Here is a 16,791-nt window from a genome sequence, read left to right on the forward strand (position 1 = left end):
AGACGATAACCCCGACTATATACCCGGAAACGGAGATCGCACCTGTCAGTTTTCGCGTCCGCGTTTCTCAAACCGCGGCAGCATGGCGCTGAAGTCGCGGCCCCTGCCGTCCTCCCTCTCGACGAAGGTCTCGTAGAGCGCGGCGGCGCGCTGGCCCATCGGCGTGTCGGCATCCACCGCCTCGGCCGCCTGCTGGCTCAGGCGCAGGTCCTTGAGCATCAGTTCGGCGGCGAAGCCGGGCTTGTAATCGTTGTCGGCGGGGCTGGTCGGCCCCACGCCCGGCGCCGGGCAATAGGTGTTCATCGACCAGCTCTGACCGGACGAGGTGGAAACCACGTCGAACATCTTGCCCCGGTCGAGACCCAGCTTGTCGGCCAGCGCGAAGGCCTCGCAGGTGGCGATCATGGTCACGCCCAGGATCATGTTGTTGCAGATCTTGGCGGCCTGGCCGGCGCCGGAGGCGCCGCAATGCACCGCCTTCTGCCCCATGATGTCGAACAGCGGCTTGACCGTGGCGAAGGCCGCGTCGCCGCCGCCCACCATGAAGGTCAGCGTGCCGGCGGCCGCACCGCCCACGCCGCCCGAAACGGGGGCGTCCAGCGCGCCCAGCCCCGCGGCCCCGGCCTGTTCCGCCACCGCGCGGGCGCTGTCCACGTCCACGGTCGAGCAATCGCAGAGCACGGCGCCCTTCTCCATGACCGGGATCACCTCCTCGGCCACCGCGCGCAGGATCGCGCCGTTGGGCAGCATGGTGATGACCACGTCCTGACCCTTGGCGGCCTCGGCGGCGCTGCCGGCCCTGGTGACGCCCTCGGGCATGGGCGCGGCGAGGTCGAACCCCGTTACCTCATGCCCGGCCTTGACCAGGTTGGCCGCCATCGGCGCGCCCATGTTTCCCAGCCCGATGAATCCGATTTTCATGCCTGTTCCTCCTCAAGCTTCAGGGCGTCGGCGCCCAGGGGCAGCAGCATCCGCGTGACCTCGATCGCGGCCACGTCCTCCAGGGGCGCGTGCTGCCATTTCGGGTTGCGGTCCTTGTCGATGATGGCGGCGCGGACCCCTTCCAGGAAATCCGCCTGCTCCATCGCGCGGTGGGTGAAGCGGTATTCCAGCTCCAGCGCGCGGCGGATGTCGTCGGTGCCGCGCAGGCGGTGAATCATCTCCACCGTGCAGGCCATCGACAGCGGCGAGTTGCGGCCCAGGATCTCCAGCGTCCGGGTGGCGAATTCGCTGTCGTCCGCCTTCAGCGAACGCAGGATGTCGCCGAGGTTCTCGCCGCCGAAATGGGTGTTGATCGCCTCCTGCAGCGCGTTGAGACGGCCCTCGGGGGCGTCTTCGGCGGCGCGGTCGATGGCCTCCCAGTCGCCGGTTTGCACCAACTCGGCGGTCAGCGCGGGCCATTTCTCCTGGGGCACGAAATAATCGGCGAATCCCGCCAGGATCGCGTCGCGCGGCCCCATGCGGGCGCCGGTGGTGCCCAGGTATTCGCCCAGCCGTCCCGGCGCGCGCGACAGGATCAGCGAGCCGCCCACGTCGGGCACCAGCCCGATGCCGCACTCGGGCATGGCGATCTGGCTGGTCTCGCCCACCACCCGGTGCGAGCCGTGGCAGGCGATGCCCACCCCGCCGCCCATGGTGAAGCCCTGCATCAGGCTCGCCACGGGTTTCGGAAAGGCGAACATCTTGGCGTTCATGCGGTATTCGTCGCGCCAGAACCTGCGGCCGTAGTTGAAATCGCCCGCGGTGCCGGTCTCGTACATCTCCTGGATGTCGCCGCCGGCGCAGAAGGCGCGCTCGCCCTCGGCGTCGAGCAGGATCATCCTCACCGCGTCGTCCGTGGCCCAGGCGTCCAGCGCCTTCTCGATCTCCAGGCACATGGCGTAGCTCAGCGCGTTCAGCGCCTTGGGCCGGGTCAGGGTGATGCGCCCGATCCGGCCCTCGATGCGGATGTCGATATCGCCCATGTCAGCCCCGTTCCGCCAGCATTTGCCGCGCCACGATCACGCGCATGATCTCGTTCGTGCCTTCGAGGATCTGGTGCACGCGCAGGTCGCGCACCAGCTTCTCGATACCATAATCGGCGAGGTAGCCGTAGCCGCCATGCAGCTGCAGGCACTGATCGACCACGCGGCTGCCGGCCTCGGTCACGAATTTCTTGGCCATGGCGCAGAACTTGGTGGCGTCGGGGGCCTGGTTGTCGAGTTTCCACGCCGCCTGGCGCAGGAAGGTGCGGGCGGCCTGCAACTCGATCTCCATGTCGGCGAGGCGGAATTGCAGCGCCTGGAACTGGTCGATACTCTTGCCGAAGGCCTTGCGCTCGCCCATGTAGTCGAGCGTGGCGTTCAGCGCGGCCTGCGCGGCGCCGAGAGAGCAGGCCGAGATGTTCAGCCGCCCGCCGTCGAGCCCGGCCATTGCGTATTTGAAGCCCTTGCCTTCCTCGCCCAGCAGGTTTTCGGCCTCCACCTTGCAGGCGTCGAACTGCACCTGGCGGGTGGGCTGGCTTTTCCAGCCCATCTTCTGTTCCAGCCCGCCGAACGACAGCCCCTCGGCCCCGTCATCGACGATCAGCGCCGAGATGCCGCGCGGGCTGTCGTCGCCGGTGCGCGCCATCACGATATAGGCGTCAGAATAGCCGCCGCCCGAGATGAACGCCTTGCTGCCGTCCAGCGTGTAGCCCGCGTTGGTCTTCACGGCCCTGGTCTTCAGCGCCGCCGCGTCCGAGCCCGAGCCCGGCTCGGTCAGGCAGTAGGAGAAGAACTTCTCCATGGTGATCGCGGGGGCGAGGTAGCGCGCCTTCTGGTCATCGCTGCCGAACTTGTCGATCATCGCGGCGCACATGTTGTGGATCGACAGGAAGGCGGCGACCGAGGGGCAGGCCATGCTCAGCGCCTCGAAGACGAAGGTGGCGTCGAGGCGGCTCAAACCGGAGCCGCCCGAGTCTTCGCTGACATAGAGCCCGCCGAAGCCGAGTTCGGCCAACTGCGGCCACAGTTCCTTGGGGATGGTGCCCTCTGCCTCCCATTTCCGGGCGTTGGGCGCGATGTGCTCGGCGCCAAAGGCGCGGGCCATGTCGAAGATGGCCTCCTGCTCTTCGGTCAAAGCGAAATCCATGGGGCTCCTCCCTTGCCGCGTGAATTGAACACGTGTTTATTTAATTTCCGATTGTTGCAGCAGTTTTGCAACCCTAGAAAATCGTGTTCCGCGGCAAGGGAGGTGCAGGTCAGATCAGCCGCACCTGCGTGCCGATCGGGGCGATCTCGAACAGCTCCGCGATCTTGCTGTTGTAGAGCCCGATGCAGCCCGACGATGACCGCCGCCCGATCTTGCGCGTGTCATGGGTGCCGTGGATCAGGTAGGCCGGCCAGCTGAGATACATGGCATGCGTGCCCAGCGGGTTGCCCGGCCCCGGCGGCATGTAGCGCGGGATGTCGGGATCGCGTTTGATCATGTCCTGCGTCGCATGCCAGTCGGGGCCCACGCGCTTGCGCACGATCTCGGTATAGCCGCGGCGGGTGAGGTCCTCGCTCATCGGCACCGAGGTCGGGTAGAGGCGGTAGTCGGACCCGTCGCCGCTCCAGAAATGCAGTGCGCGCGAGGTGGTGTCGGCCACGATGGCGGCCTTGCCCAGCGTTTCGAAATGGTCCTCCCAGCGCTGGATGATGAAGCTCGAGGCGTTGCGGCGCACGCCCTCGTCGCCGCGGATCAGCGGTTCGCGCGTCTCGGCGCGCAGGATCGACGGGGTGGCGAGGGCCGCGGCGAGGCCGGTCAGCACGGCGCGGCGCGAGGGAATGTGGCGTGACATGAACACTGTCCTCCAAGTCATTGGATGCTCGATGCCGGGACCATCCCACAGCCTCGGCCATGCGGCCAGAGGGGGACAGATCACAAAAACGGAATACACGGAAATGTGTGGTCGGAACGGGCGTTGGCGCCGACGGATGGCCGGTTTGGAGGCTGTCATGCCCTGAAATTCGGCACAGAGGGCAGCGCCGGACCCGCCTCCCGGCAGGCCGCCATTCGTGCCCGCCCAGGGTCGGGCGCCGCCCCGCGCAAGGGGCCGCCACGTCCGCCCGGCATCCGGGAGGCCAGCGTCACAGCCCCTCGTGGAATTCCTCGATCAGTTGCCGCACCATGGCGCGCTGCGCTTCCTTGCGGCTCTGCCCTGCGGCGCGGGCCGACCGGAACGCGGCGCGCTGGCGCTCGGCCGAGGTGCCGGTCCTCACGATGTCGCGCGCGGCCGCGACCTCGGCCGCGCATCCCAGCGCCGCGGCATCTTCGGCGATCAGCTCCAGCATCTCCTCCAGCAGATCGGCCACGGGGCGGATCTCGCGCCTGCCGAAATCGATCAACCCCTCGGTCAGGCCGTAACGCTCCGCCCGCCAGCGGTTCTCGGCGATCAGGAAATTGTCGTGCAGCCGCCAGCGCTGGTTCTGGCGCGACAGGCGATAGAGCATCCGTATCAGGCATTGCGTCAGCGCGGCCAGCGACAGCGCGTCCTCCAGCCGCGGCGAGACATCGCAGATCCGCGTTTCGAGGGTCGGGAACCGGGCCGAGGGGCGCAGGTCCCACCAGATCTTGGTGGCGTCCTCGATCAGGCCGAGATCGACCAGCACCCCGACCGAGCGCTCGTATTCGCCCCAACTGGCGAAGCGCGGCGGCAGCCCGGTGCGGGGCAGGTTTCCGAACACCGTCAGCCGGAACGAACTGAGCCCCGTATCCTCGCCCTGCCAGAACGGCGATGAGGTGGAGAGCGCCAGCAGATGCGGCAGGAAATAACCGAGCTGGTTCATCAGGTCGATCCGCAGGTCGGGATCGGCGATGCCGACATGGACATGCATCCCGCAGATCAGCATCCGCCGGGCGACGCCGGCGAGATCCCGGTAGAGCGCGTTGTAGCGCTCCTTGTCGGTGTGATGCTGCGCCTTCCACCTGCCGAACGGGTGGCAGGAGGCGGCGATCGGCGCCAGCCCATGACGGCGCGCGATGCGGGAGACGGTCGCGCGCAGGTGCCTGAGGTCCTCGCGCGCCTCGGCGATGTCGCGGCAGACGCGGGTGCCGATCTCGACCTGGCATTGCAGGAACTCGGCGCTGAACTGGCCCTCCAGCGCGGCGCCGGCCTCCTCCATCAGCTTCGGCGGGGCCTCGGCCAGGTCGCAGCTTTCGAGATCGACGAGCAGGTATTCCTCTTCGATCCCGAGGGTGAAGTTGTTCTCCGTGATGGGCATCGCCGCGCCGTCCCCGCCTTGTCGCGCCAAGCAAAGCAGAGCGGCGCGGCCACGGCAAGCGGGGCGCGCGCCATCGCCCCGCGAAAACGCCTCTTGCCGCGGCGCCCCGCGCGCTCTAGATGCGCCGCAGCGCCGTGACCGGAGGCATCGTGCCGGGGCCGGGCGGCGGCTTTCTGGACAAAGAAGATGACAGAGACTTTGGACTGCACGGCGTGCGGGGCCTGCTGTTTCGGCGGGCACGACCGCTATATCGTGCTGCTGCCCGAGGACGCGGCGCGCGCCGTTCCGGCCGCCGCCACCCAGGAGATCGAGGGGCGGCGCTACATGAGGATGTCGGGCGGGCATTGCGCGCAACTGATCCGCACGGAGGAGGAGCGGCTGGTCTGCGGAATCTACGCCGAGCGCCCCACCGCCTGCCGCGCCTTCCGCGCCGGCAGCTTCGAATGCCTCAAGGCGCGCCAGCATCGCGGCGCGCTGGCCGAGGCGATGCGGCGCGGATCGCTGCCCGTCGCGCCCGCCGCCGCGGCGGCGATCGAGGCGCCGGAGCTGCCCCCGGCCCATATCCTCGACCCGGCGCCGGGGCGGTGGCGGCCCGAGGCCTGAGCGAAAACGAGAAAGCCCCGGCGCGGCGGCCGGGGCTTTCCTGTTCCTGCGGGCTGAGGATCAGTCCATCTGCTTGAAGGCGAATTCGCCGCCTTCCTTGATCCCCGAGAACCAGCGCGCGGTGACCGTCTTGGTCTTGGTGTAGAAGCGGAAGGCATCGGGACCGTACTGGTTGAGGTCGCCGAAGGCCGACTTCTTCCAGCCGCCGAAGGTGAAGTAGGACAGCGGCACCGGGATCGGGAAGTTGATGCCGACCATGCCGACATTCACCTTCGAGGCGAAGTCGCGCGCGGTGTCGCCATCGGCGGTGTAGATCGAGGTGCCGTTGCCGTACTGGTTCTTCATGATGAGGTTAAGCGCCTCGTCATAGCTCTTGGCGCGGACCGTCGACAGCACCGGGCCAAAGATCTCTTCCTTGTAGATCTCCATGTCCGGGGTGACGTTGTCGAACAGGCTCGGGCCCACGAAGAAGCCGTTCTCGTAGCCCTGCATCTGGAAGCCGCGGCCGTCGAGGACCAGCTTGGCGCCCTGCTCGACGCCGCTGTCGATCAGCCCTTCGATGCGGGCCTTTGCGGCGGCGGTGATGACGGGGCCGTAATCCACGTCCTCGCCGGCGGTGTAGGGGCCGACCTTGAGCTTCTCGATGCGCGGCACGAGCTTCTCGATCAGCTTGTCTGCGGTTTCCTCGCCGACCGGAACCGCGACCGAGATCGCCATGCAGCGCTCGCCGGCGGCGCCGTAGCCTGCGCCCACCAGCGCGTCGGCGGCCTTATCGAGGTCGGCGTCGGGCATGATGATCATGTGGTTCTTGGCGCCGCCGAAGCACTGGGCGCGCTTGCCGTTGGTGGCGGCGCGGCCATAGATGTACTGCGCGATCGGGGTCGAGCCGACGAAGCCCACGGCCTGGATGGTCTCATTGTCGAGGATCGCGTCCACCGCTTCCTTGTCGCCGTTGACGACCTGCAGCAGCCCGTCGGGCAGGCCGGCCTCTTTCAGCAGTTCGGCCAGCATGATCGAGGTCGAGGGGCAGCGCTCGGACGGTTTCAGGATCATGGCGTTGCCCGACACCAGCGCCGGGGCCATTTTCCACAGCGGGATCATGGCGGGGAAGTTGAACGGCGTGATGCCGGCCACCACGCCCAGCGGCTGGCGCATCGAGTAGAGGTCGATGCCGGGGCCGCCGCTGTCCATGAACTCGCCCTTCAGCATGTGCGGCGCGCCCATGCAGACCTCGACCACTTCGAGGCCGCGCTGCACGTCGCCGCGGGCGTCGGGCAGGGTCTTGCCGTGTTCGCGGCTGACCAGCTCGGCCAGCTGGTCCATGTTCTGGTTGATCAGGTCGGCGAAGCGCATCATGACGCGGGCGCGGCGCTGCGGGTTGGTGGCGGCCCATGCCGGCTGCGCCTCGGCGGCCTTGGCGATGATCGCGTCGATCTCGTCCTTCGAGGCCAGCGGCACCTTGGCCTGCACCTCGCCGGTGGCGGGGTTGAAGACATCGGCAAAGCGGCCGGACGTGCCCGCGACCTTCTCGCCGTTGACGTAATGGGTAAGCTCTTGCATCGGATCCTCCCGTACTGCGTTCGCGCGGAGAATAGCCTTGCATTTTTCCGGGCAAAAGGGCCAGTTTCTCAAAAGGGTTTTGCGGAATTTCTGGTGCCGGGATGGATCTGAACTGGGACGACATGCGGGTTTTCCTTGCCGTGGCGCGCGAGGAGAGCCTTTCGGGCGCGGGGCGGGTGTTGAAGAACGATCCGGCCACCGTCGGCCGCCGCGTGCAGCGGCTGGAGGAGGCGCTGGGGGTCACGCTGTTCGCGAAATCGCCGCAGGGCTACGCGCTGACCGCCGAGGGCGAGCGCCTTCTGGCCCGCGCCGAGCAGGCCGAACAATCCATCGCGCTGGCGCTGGAGGAAACCCAGGGGCAGGCGGGGCAGCTCTCGGGGACGGTCCGTATCGGGGCGCCGGACGGCTGCGCCAACTACCTGCTGCCGCAGGTCTGCGCGGCGATCTGCGACGCCCATCCCGGGCTGGAGGTGCAGATCGTGGCGCTGCCGAGGGTGTTCAACCTGACCAAGCGCGAGGCCGACATGGCGATCGCGGTCAGCCCGCCCTCGACCGGGACACGGCTGACGGTTCAGAAGATCACCGATTACCACCTGCATCTGGCCGCCGCCGACAGCTACCTGCGTCGGAGTCCGCCGATCGCAAGCCTCGCCGATCTGAAGGCGCACCGGCTGATCGGCTACATCCCCGACATGATCTTCGACAAGGAACTGGACTATCTCTCCGAGATCGGGGCGGAGCGGGCGGATTTCGCCTCCAACTCGGTTTCGGTTCAGTTCAACTGGATCCGGCAGGGGACCGGCGTGGGGATCGTCCACGACTTCGCCATTCCCGCCGCGCCGGGCCTGCGCAAGGTGCTGGCGGACGCGCTGTCGCTGACCCGCAGCTTCTACCTGATCCGGCACGGCGACGACCGCAAGGTGGAGCGGCTGAACCGCTTTTCCCAGGCGCTGTGCGACGGGCTGCGCGCCGAGGTGGCGCGGCTGGAGGCGCTGACCTGAGGCCGGCCAGCGCGCACCGAACTTGACAAAATGTCGCACTCCGGGTGACGCTGAAAGCACAGCCGAGGGAGGGCAGCCATGCGTGTTCACCAGATTCTCAAGTCCAAGGCCGATGACGGGGTCGTCACCATCCAGCCCGGCGCCATCGTTTCCGAGGCGGCCGCGCTGTTGTCGGCGCGGCGGATCGGCTCGGTCGTGGTGTCGCCAGACGGCCGCAGCGTGGCCGGCATCCTGTCAGAGCGCGACATCGTGCGCGAGGTGGCCCGCCGCGGCACCGTCTGCCTGGCCAGCCCCGTCGAGGACATCATGACCCGCGAGGTCTCGGTCTGCGCGATGACCGACGGCGCCGACGAAATCCTGCAGAGAATGACCGAAGGCCGGTTCCGCCACCTGCCGGTGATGGAGGGCGAGACGATGGTCGGGCTGATCTCGATCGGCGACGTGGTCAAGGCGCGGCTGTCGGAACTGGCGATGGAAAAGGATGCCCTCGAAGGCATGATCATGGGGCATTAGCCCCGCATTCCCCTTGCAAAGCAGCGCGCAATATTGTTGCGTGCCGCCAGACATAATGGAAGGGGACGCGCATGCGCATCGGTCTGTATCCCGGCACCTTTGACCCGCTGACGCTGGGCCATGTCGATATCATCACCCGCGCCACGGCGCTGGTCGACCGGCTGGTCATCGGCGTTGCGATCAACCGCGACAAGGGCCCGCTGTTCACGCTGGAAGAGCGCGTGGCGATGGTCGAGGCCGAATGCGCCAAGCTGGCGGCGCGCAGCGGCACCGAGATCGTGGTGCATCCGTTCGAGAACCTGCTGATCGACTGCGCCCATGAGGTCGGGGCCAAGGTGATCATCCGCGGCCTGCGCGCGGTGGCCGATTTCGAATACGAGTTCCAGATGGTCGGCATGAACCGGGCGCTCGACGATTCGATCGAGACGGTGTTCCTGATGGCCGACGCGCGGCGCCAGGCGATCGCCTCGAAGCTGGTCAAGGAAATCGCCCGGCTGGGCGGGGACGTGTCGCGCTTCGTCACCCCCGAGGTCAACGAGGCGCTGCTGGGCAAGTTCGCCCGCTGCTGAGGGCGCCTACAGGAACCTCGCCATGGCCGCCGCGGTGTCCAGCATCCGGCAGGAGAAGGCCCATTCATTGTCATACCAGGTGAGGATCCGGCACAGCGTGCCGTCGGTCACCCGGGTCTGGTCGGTCGCAAAGACCGAGCTGTGCGGCTCGTGGGTCAGGTCGACCGAGACCAGCTTCTCCTCGGTCACGCCGAGGATCCCCTTCAGCGGCCCGGCGGCGGCGGCGCGGATCGCGTCGTTGATCTCCTCGGCGGTTGTCGGGCGCGGGGCGTCGAACGTCAGGTCGACCAGCGAGACATTGGGCGTGGGCACCCGCACCGCCACCCCGTCGATGCGGCCCTTCATCTCGGGCAGCACCACCGTCAGGGCCCGGGTGGCGCCGGTCGAGGTCGGCACCATCGACAACGCCGCGGCGCGCCCGCGATAGAGATCGCTGTGCAGCGCGTCCAGCGTCGGCTGGTCGCCGGTGTAGGAATGCACCGTGGTCATGAAGGCGCGCGCGATCCCGATCGCGTCGTTCAGCACCTTGACCACCGGCACCAGGCAGTTGGTGGTGCAGGACGCGTTGGAGACCACAAGGTCCGCGGCCGTCAGCCGGTCGTGATTCACGCCATAGACGACGGTCCTGTCCGCGCCCTCGGCCGGGGCCGAAACCAGCACCCGCCGGGCGCCGTTCGCGAGATGCACGGCGGCCTTTTCGCGGCTGGTGAACAGGCCGGTGCATTCGAGCACGATATCGACATCGCCCCAGGGCAGGCGCGACGGGTCGCGCTGCGCGGTGACCGCGATCCGGCCGCGGCCGACATCGAGGCTGTCGGCGCCGGTGGTCACCGTGCCGGGAAAGCGGCCATGCACCGAATCGTGACGCAGCAGATGCGCGAGGCTTTCGACCGGGCCGAGATCGTTGATCGCCACGACCTCGAGATCGCGGCGGTCCTGCTCGACCAGGGCGCGCAGGACGTTGCGCCCGATGCGGCCGAAGCCATTGATGGCGAGTTTGACAGACATGGCCGGGACTCTCCTTCGACACTCGGATGGTTGCTGCCGCGCGCGCGGTTTCGCTGCAACCTGCGCCAGCGCGGCGCAGAGTCAACACCGGTTTTCAGCGCCAGAAGGCGATATAAACGCGCAGGTCGGAGAGTTTCCGCGCCAGGAAGAGCGAATTGCTGAGATCGGCGAAGACATAATCCGCGCCCAGCGCCGCGACGATCACCAGGGCCAGGAATAGGGCGACCTTGTCACTCATGCTATGGCGTGGGGGCACGGGGGCCCCCGTCTCCTCAGTTCAGGAGGCGCCCCATCGCTGCGGCCACGTCGGCCATCCGGCAGGAGAAGCCCCACTCGTTGTCATACCAAGCCAGCACCCGCACCATGCGGCCGCCGATCACCTTAGTCTGGTCGGGCGCGAAGATCGAGGATTGCGTGGTGTGGTTGAAATCGACCGAGACCTTGGGCTCGGGATCGTAGCCCAGCACGCGGCCCATCGGGCCGGCGGCGGCCTCGCGCACGATCTCGTTCACGTCCTCCACGGTCACGTCCCGGGAGGCGAGGAAGGTCAGGTCCACCGCCGAAACATTCGGCGTGGGCACCCGCATGGCCGAACCGTCGAGCTTGCCCTCAAGCTCCGGCAGCACCTCTTTCAGCGCCTTGGCGGCGCCGGTCGAGGTCGGGATCATCGACATCGCCGCGGCGCGGGCGCGGTAGAGATCCTTGTGCCGGCGGTCCAGCGTATACTGGTCACCGGTATAGGCGTGGATCGTGGTCATGATGCCCGATTCGATGCCGATCGCGTCGTTCAGCACCTTGGCCACCGGCGCCAGGCAGTTTGTGGTGCAGGAGCCGTTCGAGACCACCATGTGGGCGGCGGCGAGTTCATGGTCGTTCACGCCGAAGACGACGGTCTTGTCGGCGTTCTTGGCCGGGGCCGAGACCAGCACGCGCTTGGCGCCGTGTTCGAGGTGGACGGCGGCCTTGGCGCGGTCGTTGAACTGGCCGGTGCATTCCAGCACGACGTCGCAGCCCGTCCAGTCCAGCTCGGTCGGGTCGTAGGTGGAGAACACCTTCATCGGGCCCTGGCCGACATCCATCATGTCGCCATCGACTGTGATCTCGCCGCCGAAACGGCCGTGGATCGAATCGTAGCGCAGCAGGTGGGCATTGGTCTCGATCGGGCCGGTGGCGTTGATCTTGACCACCTTGACATCCTCGCGCGCGGCTTCCGCGATGTGGGACAGGGTGCAGCGGCCGATCCGGCCCATACCGTTGATGCCAAGAGTGATGGTCATGCGCGCTCTCCAGGGATGTTGGGGTGGAAAGAGATTTTTGAACTCGCCTTGCCTATACCCACGCACATCCGCGGCGGAAAGGGCGAAAAACCCTTTCCGCCAACATGTTAGCGCAAAATATGTGCCGTTAGCGCGAACATCCCGGCGCGACCGGACAGCGCGTCACGCCCGCACCGAGACATTCACCGCGAAGGGGCCCTTTTCGCCGTCCATCAGGCTGAATTCCAGCTCGGAGAGGATGTCCAGCTTCTCCCAGTCGTCGCGCACCACGCTGTCGCGCTGAAAATAGACCTCGGAGCCGTCGGACATTTTGGCAAAGCCGTAACCCTCGTCGGGAAACAGCCGCACCACGGTGCCATAACGTTTCTCCGGATGATCCTTCACATGGACGCCGCCCGATTTGCGGACGTGATCCTCGAGCTGGCGCTGCGCGGCATTGAAACTGTCGCGTACGGCGACGTTGAGCTCTTCGTGGGCGTTGATGTCGCCAGGCTTGCGGTTGGCGATGATCACGCCGCCGGGCACCTCCAGCTCGACCGCGACGTGGAAGAGATGCCCCTTGTGCCCGCGCTGGGTGGTCTTCTCGACCGTCACCCTGCAGGAGGTTATGCGATCGTAGAATCGCTCAAGCTTGTCGATCTTCTCGCGAATAATGTCCTCGATCGCGGGCGATCTATCGAGGCCGCGGAAGGTGATCTGCGGGTCTGTTTCCATGGTAAGCCCTCCTCAGGTGTCATCCCTGCAAGGCTCGCCGTTCGGGCGGTCGGAATCCATGATCTGCGTCAAGGTGGGCGCGGGGTCTGATGCAGGTCAAGGCGCGGCGCGCCGTTCCGTGGCCTCATGCGCCGAGGACAACGGGGAGGAACGCGTCATGAGCGCCTTGGGACTGAAGATCATCGACGATGCCGTGCAGGCCGCGAACGAATGGGTCAACGCGGTGAACGACGGCACGGGGTGGGAGAACAAGCAACGCGCCTACCGCCTGCTGCGGGCGGTGCTGCACGCGATCCGCGACCACCTGAACGTGGACGAGGCCGCGCAGCTGGCCGCGCAGTTGCCGGTGCTGATCCGCGGGATCTATTTCGAGGGCTGGAACCCGTCGAAGACGCCGGTGAGGATGCGCACCCGCGCGGCCTTCATCGATGCGGTGCAGCGCGATTTCGAGCCCGACCCGATGGGCGACGCGCCGGAGGCCATCGCGGCGGTGATGGCGGTGCTGCGCGCGCATGTCTCGGAGGGCGAGATGGAGGACGTCGAGACCGCCTTCACCGACGACATCCGCGAGCTGTTCTGAGCCGGGGGGCCGCGCGGGCGGCGCGGCCCCCCGCCGGCATTACAGCAGCGATTTCACCTTGTCGGCCACCGCCTCGGCGGTGATGCCGAAATGGCTGTAGAGCTCCTCGGCCGGGGCCGAGGCGCCGAATCCGGTCATGCCGACGAAGCCCGCCTTGGCCTCGCGCCCGCGCTCGCCCAGCAGCCACTGGTCCCAGCCCAGCCGCACGCCGGCCTCGACGGCCACGCGCACCGGGCCCGCCGGCAGCACGCGCTTGCGGTAGCTTTCCTCCTGCTGGGCGAAAAGCTCCCAGCAGGGCATGGAGACGACGCGGGTGCCGATGCCCGCGGCCTGCAGCAGATCGCGCGCCTTCAGGGCGATTTCGACCTCGGAGCCGGTGGCCAGCAGGATCGCCTGCCGCTTGCCGGTCGCCTCGGCCAGGACGTAGGCGCCCTGGGCGGTGAGGTTCCGGGTCTTGTGCTCAAGCCGCACGGTGGGCAGGTTCTGGCGGCTGAGCGCCAGCGTCGAGGGCGTGGTCTTGGCGCTCAGCGCGATCTCCCACGCCTCGGCGGTCTCCACCGTGTCGGCGGGACGGAACACCATCATGTTGGGCGTGGCGCGCAGCATGGCGAGATGCTCCACCGGCTGGTGGGTCGGGCCGTCCTCGCCCAGGCCGATCGAGTCATGGGTCATGACATAGGTCACCGGCACGCCCATCAGCGCCGACAGCCGCACCGAGGGGCGGGCGTAATCGGTGAACACCAGGAAGGTGCCGCCATAGGGGCGCATGCCGCCATGCAGCGCCATGCCGTTCATCGCCGCGGCCATGCCGTGCTCGCGGATGCCGAAATGGATGTAGCGGCCCTTGCGGTTCTCGGGGCTGAAGATGCCCAGATCGCCCGTCTTGGTGTTGTTAGAGCCGGTGAGGTCGGCGGAGCCGCCCACGGTCTCGGGCATGATCGGGTTGACCAGCTCCAGCACCATCTCGCTGGATTTGCGGGTGGCGACCTTCGGCGCCTCGTCCGAGATCTGCTTTTTCAGCGCCTTGATGGTGGCCGACAGCTTTTTCGGGGCCTCGCCCGCGTAGGCGCGCTCGAATTCCGCGCGCTTGCCTTTGGGCAGGGCGGCGAGGCGTTCCTCCCAGGCGGCGCGCTCGGCCCCGCCGCGCGACCCGATCGCGGCCCAGGCGGCGCGGATCTCCGCCGGGATCTCGAAGGGGGCGTGCTCCCAGCCATAGGCGGCCTTGGTGTCGGCGACGAGCTGCGCTTCGGTCAGCGCGCCATGCGCCTTGGCAGTGTCCTGCGCCGAGGAGCCCAGCCCGATATGGGTCTTGCAGGCGATCAGCGTCGGCGTCTTCGATCCCTTGGCGGCGGTGATCACCCGGTCGATATCCTCGGGGTCGTGACCGTCGCATGCGTAGACCGACCAGCCCGAGGCCTCGAACCGCTTCAGCTGGTCGGTGCGGTCGGCGATCTCGACCTTGCCGTCGATGGTGATGCCATTGTTGTCCCACAGCACGATCAGCTTGTTCAGCTCATGCTTGCCGGCAAGCCCGATGGCCTCCTGGCTGACGCCCTCCATCAGGCAGCCGTCGCCGGCGATGACATAGGTGTGGTGATCGACGATCCTCTTGCCGTAGCGCGCGCGCTGGATCTCCTCGGCCAGCGCGAAACCGACCGCGTTGGCGATGCCCTGGCCGAGCGGGCCGGTGGTGGTCTCGACGCCGGTGGCGTGGCCGTATTCGGGATGGCCCGCGGTGATCGCGCCGAGCTGGCGGAAATTCCTGATCTGCTCCAGCGTCATGTCCCGGTAGCCGGTCAGGTGCAGCAGCCCGTAAAGCAGCATCGAGCCGTGCCCGGCCGACAGGATGAAGCGGTCGCGATCGGGCCAGTGCGGTGCGGCGGCATCGAATTTCAGGTGTTTCTCGAACAGCACGGTGGCCACGTCGGCCATGCCCATGGGCATGCCGGAATGGCCGGAATTGGCGGCCTGGATGGCGTCCATGGCCAGCACGCGCAGCGCGCAGGCCTTGTTCCAATGCTCGGGATGGGCGGAGCGGAGGGCTTGGATGTCCACGGGGGCGGATCCTTTGTCTGGGGCCGGGAGGCGGCGCGAGGAATGTTTGCGCCGGTGATAGCAGCGTCTGGCGCGAGTTCAAGCGCCGGTCAAGGGAAAGCCGGGCCATTCCGCTGGCCAGCGGGTAAGGTAAGCTGGCAGGGGAAAGGCTCTGATTCGCGCATGACCCCAGGTTGCGCGCAGGGTGGACGACAATCAGAACGGGGGACAGGCAGAATGAGCGATTTGAGCGAGCTAGAGGGCCGGATCACCGCCGCGCTGGAACGCGTGGGCCGCGGGGTCGAGGCGCTGTCCAGGACGCCCGAAGCCCCGGTGGCGGACGCCGAGCAGATGGCCCGGCTGAAAGAGGCACTGGAGGCCGAGAAAACCGCCAACGATCAGATGGAGGAGCGGCTGCGCGCGATCCGCGACAAGCAGGACGGCCAGGTCGCCTCGCTGAGCGCGCGCGCCGGCGCGGCCGAGGCCGAGGTGGCGCGGCTGCGCGCGGTCAACGACATGCTGCGCGAGTCGAACCGCGCCCTGCGCGCGGCCAATGCCGAAGGCCTGGGCGATGCCGCGCTGATCAACGCGGCGCTGGAGGCCGAACTCGAGGCTCTGCGCGCATTGCGCGACAGCGACCGCGCCGAGCTTGACGGCATCATCGCCGAGCTGACCCCGCTGACCGAGGAGAATGCCAATGCCTGACGTTCAGATCACCATCGGTGGGCGCGCCTTCGAGGTGGCCTGCCAGGAGGGCGAAGAGCGGTTCCTGCGGGCAGCCGCGGCGCTGTTGGACAACGAGGCTTCGGTGCTGGTCAGCCAGATCGGGCGGCTGCCCGAGGCGCGGATGCTGCTTATGGCCGGGCTGATGCTGGCCGACAAGACCGCCGGGCTCGAGGAAAAGCTGCGCAACGCCGAGGAGGTGCTGGGCCAGAAGGAGGCCGAACTCGAAGAGCTGAAGTCGCGCCCCGCCCCGAAGCCCGACCGCATCGAGGTGCCGGTGATCCCCGGCAGCGTCACCGACACACTGGCCGAGATCGCCGCGCGGGCCGAGGCGCTGGCCGACGCGATCGAGGAAAAGGCCGCCGGCTGAGTCGAAACATCCGTCAGCCGCGCCGTCCTGACGCCCGACCGGGCACGCGGCCAGACATCGCGCCCGCGCCGCCCGACAGGACGGGCAGACCCTGCCATCCGAAGGACGCCCGGGGCGCTTGCGCCCCCTCGGTTGCGCGCGGCTGGGGGCTTCCGGTCCTCGGGCCGCGAACTGTGGATCAACAAAAAAGGGGGCCGCGCGGCCCCCTTTTTCCGGTCGTCTCAGCCCGCCTCAGGCGTTGGCTTCGCGGATCTTGTCGGCGGCGTCCTTGTCATAGGCCACGCCCTTGGCGTCGAAGAGCTGGTCCAGCTCGCCCGACAGGGTCATCTCGGTGATGATGTCGCAGCCGCCGACGAATTCGCCCTTCACATAGAGCTGCGGGATGGTCGGCCAGTCGGAGAAATCCTTGATGCCCTGGCGGATCTCGTCATCGGCCAGCACGTTCACGTCCTGGTAATTGACGCCCATGTAGTTCAGCACGCCGGCCACGCGGCTGGAAAACCCGCATTGCGGCATTTCCTTGGTGCCCTTCATGAACAGCACCACATCGTTGCTGGCGATGGTGTCTTCGATCTGTTTCTGCGCGGTCATTTTGTATCCTTCGGGGTTCGGTC

Annotated in this window: 19 protein-coding genes; 7 read left to right on the forward strand and 12 right to left on the reverse strand. The window is 67.6% G+C overall.

Going from position 1 to position 16,791, the window contains the following annotated elements; translation table 11 throughout:
* Window positions 1-45 precede the first annotated feature (45 nt).
* The 5 genes from mmsB to KCI33_RS09800 form a co-directional block, all read right to left on the reverse strand.
* A complete protein-coding gene (mmsB, locus tag KCI33_RS09780) occupies window positions 46-921 on the reverse strand; it encodes a 3-hydroxyisobutyrate dehydrogenase (RefSeq protein ID WP_212524600.1) in 876 nt (291 codons plus the stop codon).
* Entirely contained in the window at window positions 918-1,964 is a 1,047-nt protein-coding gene (locus KCI33_RS09785) for an enoyl-CoA hydratase/isomerase family protein (protein ID WP_212524601.1), read from the reverse strand. The genes mmsB and KCI33_RS09785 overlap by 4 nt, the downstream gene beginning before the upstream one ends.
* A gap of 1 nt (window position 1,965) precedes the next feature.
* Entirely contained in the window at window positions 1,966-3,111 is a 1,146-nt protein-coding gene (locus KCI33_RS09790; RefSeq protein ID WP_212524602.1) for an acyl-CoA dehydrogenase family protein, read from the reverse strand.
* 109 nt (window positions 3,112-3,220) lie between these two features.
* Window positions 3,221-3,802: a L,D-transpeptidase gene (locus KCI33_RS09795; RefSeq protein WP_212524603.1), complete on the reverse strand. Its 582-nt coding sequence runs from the start codon at window positions 3,800-3,802 to the stop codon at window positions 3,221-3,223.
* 289 nt (window positions 3,803-4,091) lie between these two features.
* Window positions 4,092-5,225: a carboxylate-amine ligase gene (locus tag KCI33_RS09800; RefSeq protein ID WP_212524604.1), complete on the reverse strand. Its 1,134-nt coding sequence runs from the start codon at window positions 5,223-5,225 to the stop codon at window positions 4,092-4,094.
* A gap of 186 nt (window positions 5,226-5,411) precedes the next feature.
* Between KCI33_RS09800 and KCI33_RS09805 the strand changes: the two genes are divergently transcribed.
* Window positions 5,412-5,828 carry a YkgJ family cysteine cluster protein gene (locus KCI33_RS09805; protein WP_212524605.1) on the forward strand — a complete coding sequence of 139 codons (417 nt, stop codon included), beginning with the start codon at window positions 5,412-5,414 and terminating at the stop codon, window positions 5,826-5,828.
* A gap of 60 nt (window positions 5,829-5,888) precedes the next feature.
* Here the strand turns inward: KCI33_RS09805 and KCI33_RS09810 are convergent, their stop codons facing one another.
* The gene (locus KCI33_RS09810) at window positions 5,889-7,388 is read right to left on the reverse strand and encodes a CoA-acylating methylmalonate-semialdehyde dehydrogenase (protein WP_212524606.1); all 1,500 of its coding nucleotides are present in this window, start codon (window positions 7,386-7,388) and stop codon (window positions 5,889-5,891) included.
* A 107-nt stretch (window positions 7,389-7,495) separates the two neighbouring features.
* Between KCI33_RS09810 and KCI33_RS09815 the strand changes: the two genes are divergently transcribed.
* The 3 genes from KCI33_RS09815 (at window position 7,496) to coaD (ending at window position 9,471) form a co-directional block, all read left to right on the forward strand.
* Window positions 7,496-8,389 carry a LysR family transcriptional regulator gene (locus tag KCI33_RS09815; protein ID WP_212524711.1) on the forward strand — a complete coding sequence of 298 codons (894 nt, stop codon included), beginning with the start codon at window positions 7,496-7,498 and terminating at the stop codon, window positions 8,387-8,389.
* 78 nt (window positions 8,390-8,467) lie between these two features.
* Window positions 8,468-8,902, forward strand: coding sequence for a CBS domain-containing protein (locus KCI33_RS09820; RefSeq protein ID WP_212524607.1), 435 nt, complete (start codon window positions 8,468-8,470; stop codon window positions 8,900-8,902).
* Between the two features lie 71 nt (window positions 8,903-8,973).
* Entirely contained in the window at window positions 8,974-9,471 is a 498-nt protein-coding gene (gene coaD, locus KCI33_RS09825) for a pantetheine-phosphate adenylyltransferase (protein WP_212524608.1), read from the forward strand.
* 6 nt (window positions 9,472-9,477) lie between these two features.
* Here the strand turns inward: coaD and gap (KCI33_RS09830) are convergent, their stop codons facing one another.
* From gap (KCI33_RS09830) to KCI33_RS09845, 4 genes are all read right to left on the reverse strand, one after another.
* Entirely contained in the window at window positions 9,478-10,479 is a 1,002-nt protein-coding gene (gap, locus tag KCI33_RS09830) for a type I glyceraldehyde-3-phosphate dehydrogenase (RefSeq protein ID WP_212524609.1), read from the reverse strand.
* Window positions 10,480-10,573: 94 nt separating this feature from the next.
* Entirely contained in the window at window positions 10,574-10,717 is a 144-nt protein-coding gene (locus KCI33_RS09835; protein WP_212524610.1) for a hypothetical protein, read from the reverse strand.
* Window positions 10,718-10,751: 34 nt separating this feature from the next.
* Window positions 10,752-11,756: a type I glyceraldehyde-3-phosphate dehydrogenase gene (gap, locus tag KCI33_RS09840; protein ID WP_212524611.1), complete on the reverse strand. Its 1,005-nt coding sequence runs from the start codon at window positions 11,754-11,756 to the stop codon at window positions 10,752-10,754.
* A gap of 162 nt (window positions 11,757-11,918) precedes the next feature.
* Entirely contained in the window at window positions 11,919-12,470 is a 552-nt protein-coding gene (locus tag KCI33_RS09845) for an HPF/RaiA family ribosome-associated protein (protein ID WP_212524612.1), read from the reverse strand.
* Window positions 12,471-12,627: 157 nt separating this feature from the next.
* On the opposite strand from KCI33_RS09845, the gene KCI33_RS09850 reads away from it, so the two are divergent.
* Window positions 12,628-13,050 carry a DUF2267 domain-containing protein gene (locus KCI33_RS09850; protein WP_212524613.1) on the forward strand — a complete coding sequence of 141 codons (423 nt, stop codon included), beginning with the start codon at window positions 12,628-12,630 and terminating at the stop codon, window positions 13,048-13,050.
* Window positions 13,051-13,089: 39 nt separating this feature from the next.
* Here the strand turns inward: KCI33_RS09850 and tkt are convergent, their stop codons facing one another.
* Window positions 13,090-15,105: a transketolase gene (gene tkt / locus KCI33_RS09855; protein ID WP_212524614.1), complete on the reverse strand. Its 2,016-nt coding sequence runs from the start codon at window positions 15,103-15,105 to the stop codon at window positions 13,090-13,092.
* Window positions 15,106-15,321: 216 nt separating this feature from the next.
* On the opposite strand from tkt, the gene KCI33_RS09860 reads away from it, so the two are divergent.
* On the forward strand, window positions 15,322-15,789 hold the full coding sequence (locus tag KCI33_RS09860) for a hypothetical protein (RefSeq protein ID WP_212524615.1): 468 nt from the start codon (window positions 15,322-15,324) through the stop codon (window positions 15,787-15,789).
* Window positions 15,782-16,177, forward strand: coding sequence for a cell division protein ZapA (locus KCI33_RS09865; RefSeq protein WP_212524616.1), 396 nt, complete (start codon window positions 15,782-15,784; stop codon window positions 16,175-16,177). The genes KCI33_RS09860 and KCI33_RS09865 overlap by 8 nt, the downstream gene beginning before the upstream one ends.
* A 231-nt stretch (window positions 16,178-16,408) precedes the next feature.
* Here the strand turns inward: KCI33_RS09865 and grxD are convergent, their stop codons facing one another.
* A complete protein-coding gene (gene grxD / locus KCI33_RS09870; protein WP_212524617.1) occupies window positions 16,409-16,768 on the reverse strand; it encodes a Grx4 family monothiol glutaredoxin in 360 nt (119 codons plus the stop codon).
* Between the last annotated feature and the right edge of the window lie 23 nt (window positions 16,769-16,791).

The sequence above is a fragment of the Actibacterium sp. MT2.3-13A genome (genome assembly GCF_018139985.1).
Classification (GTDB): Bacteria; Pseudomonadota; Alphaproteobacteria; order Rhodobacterales; family Rhodobacteraceae; genus JAGSOU01.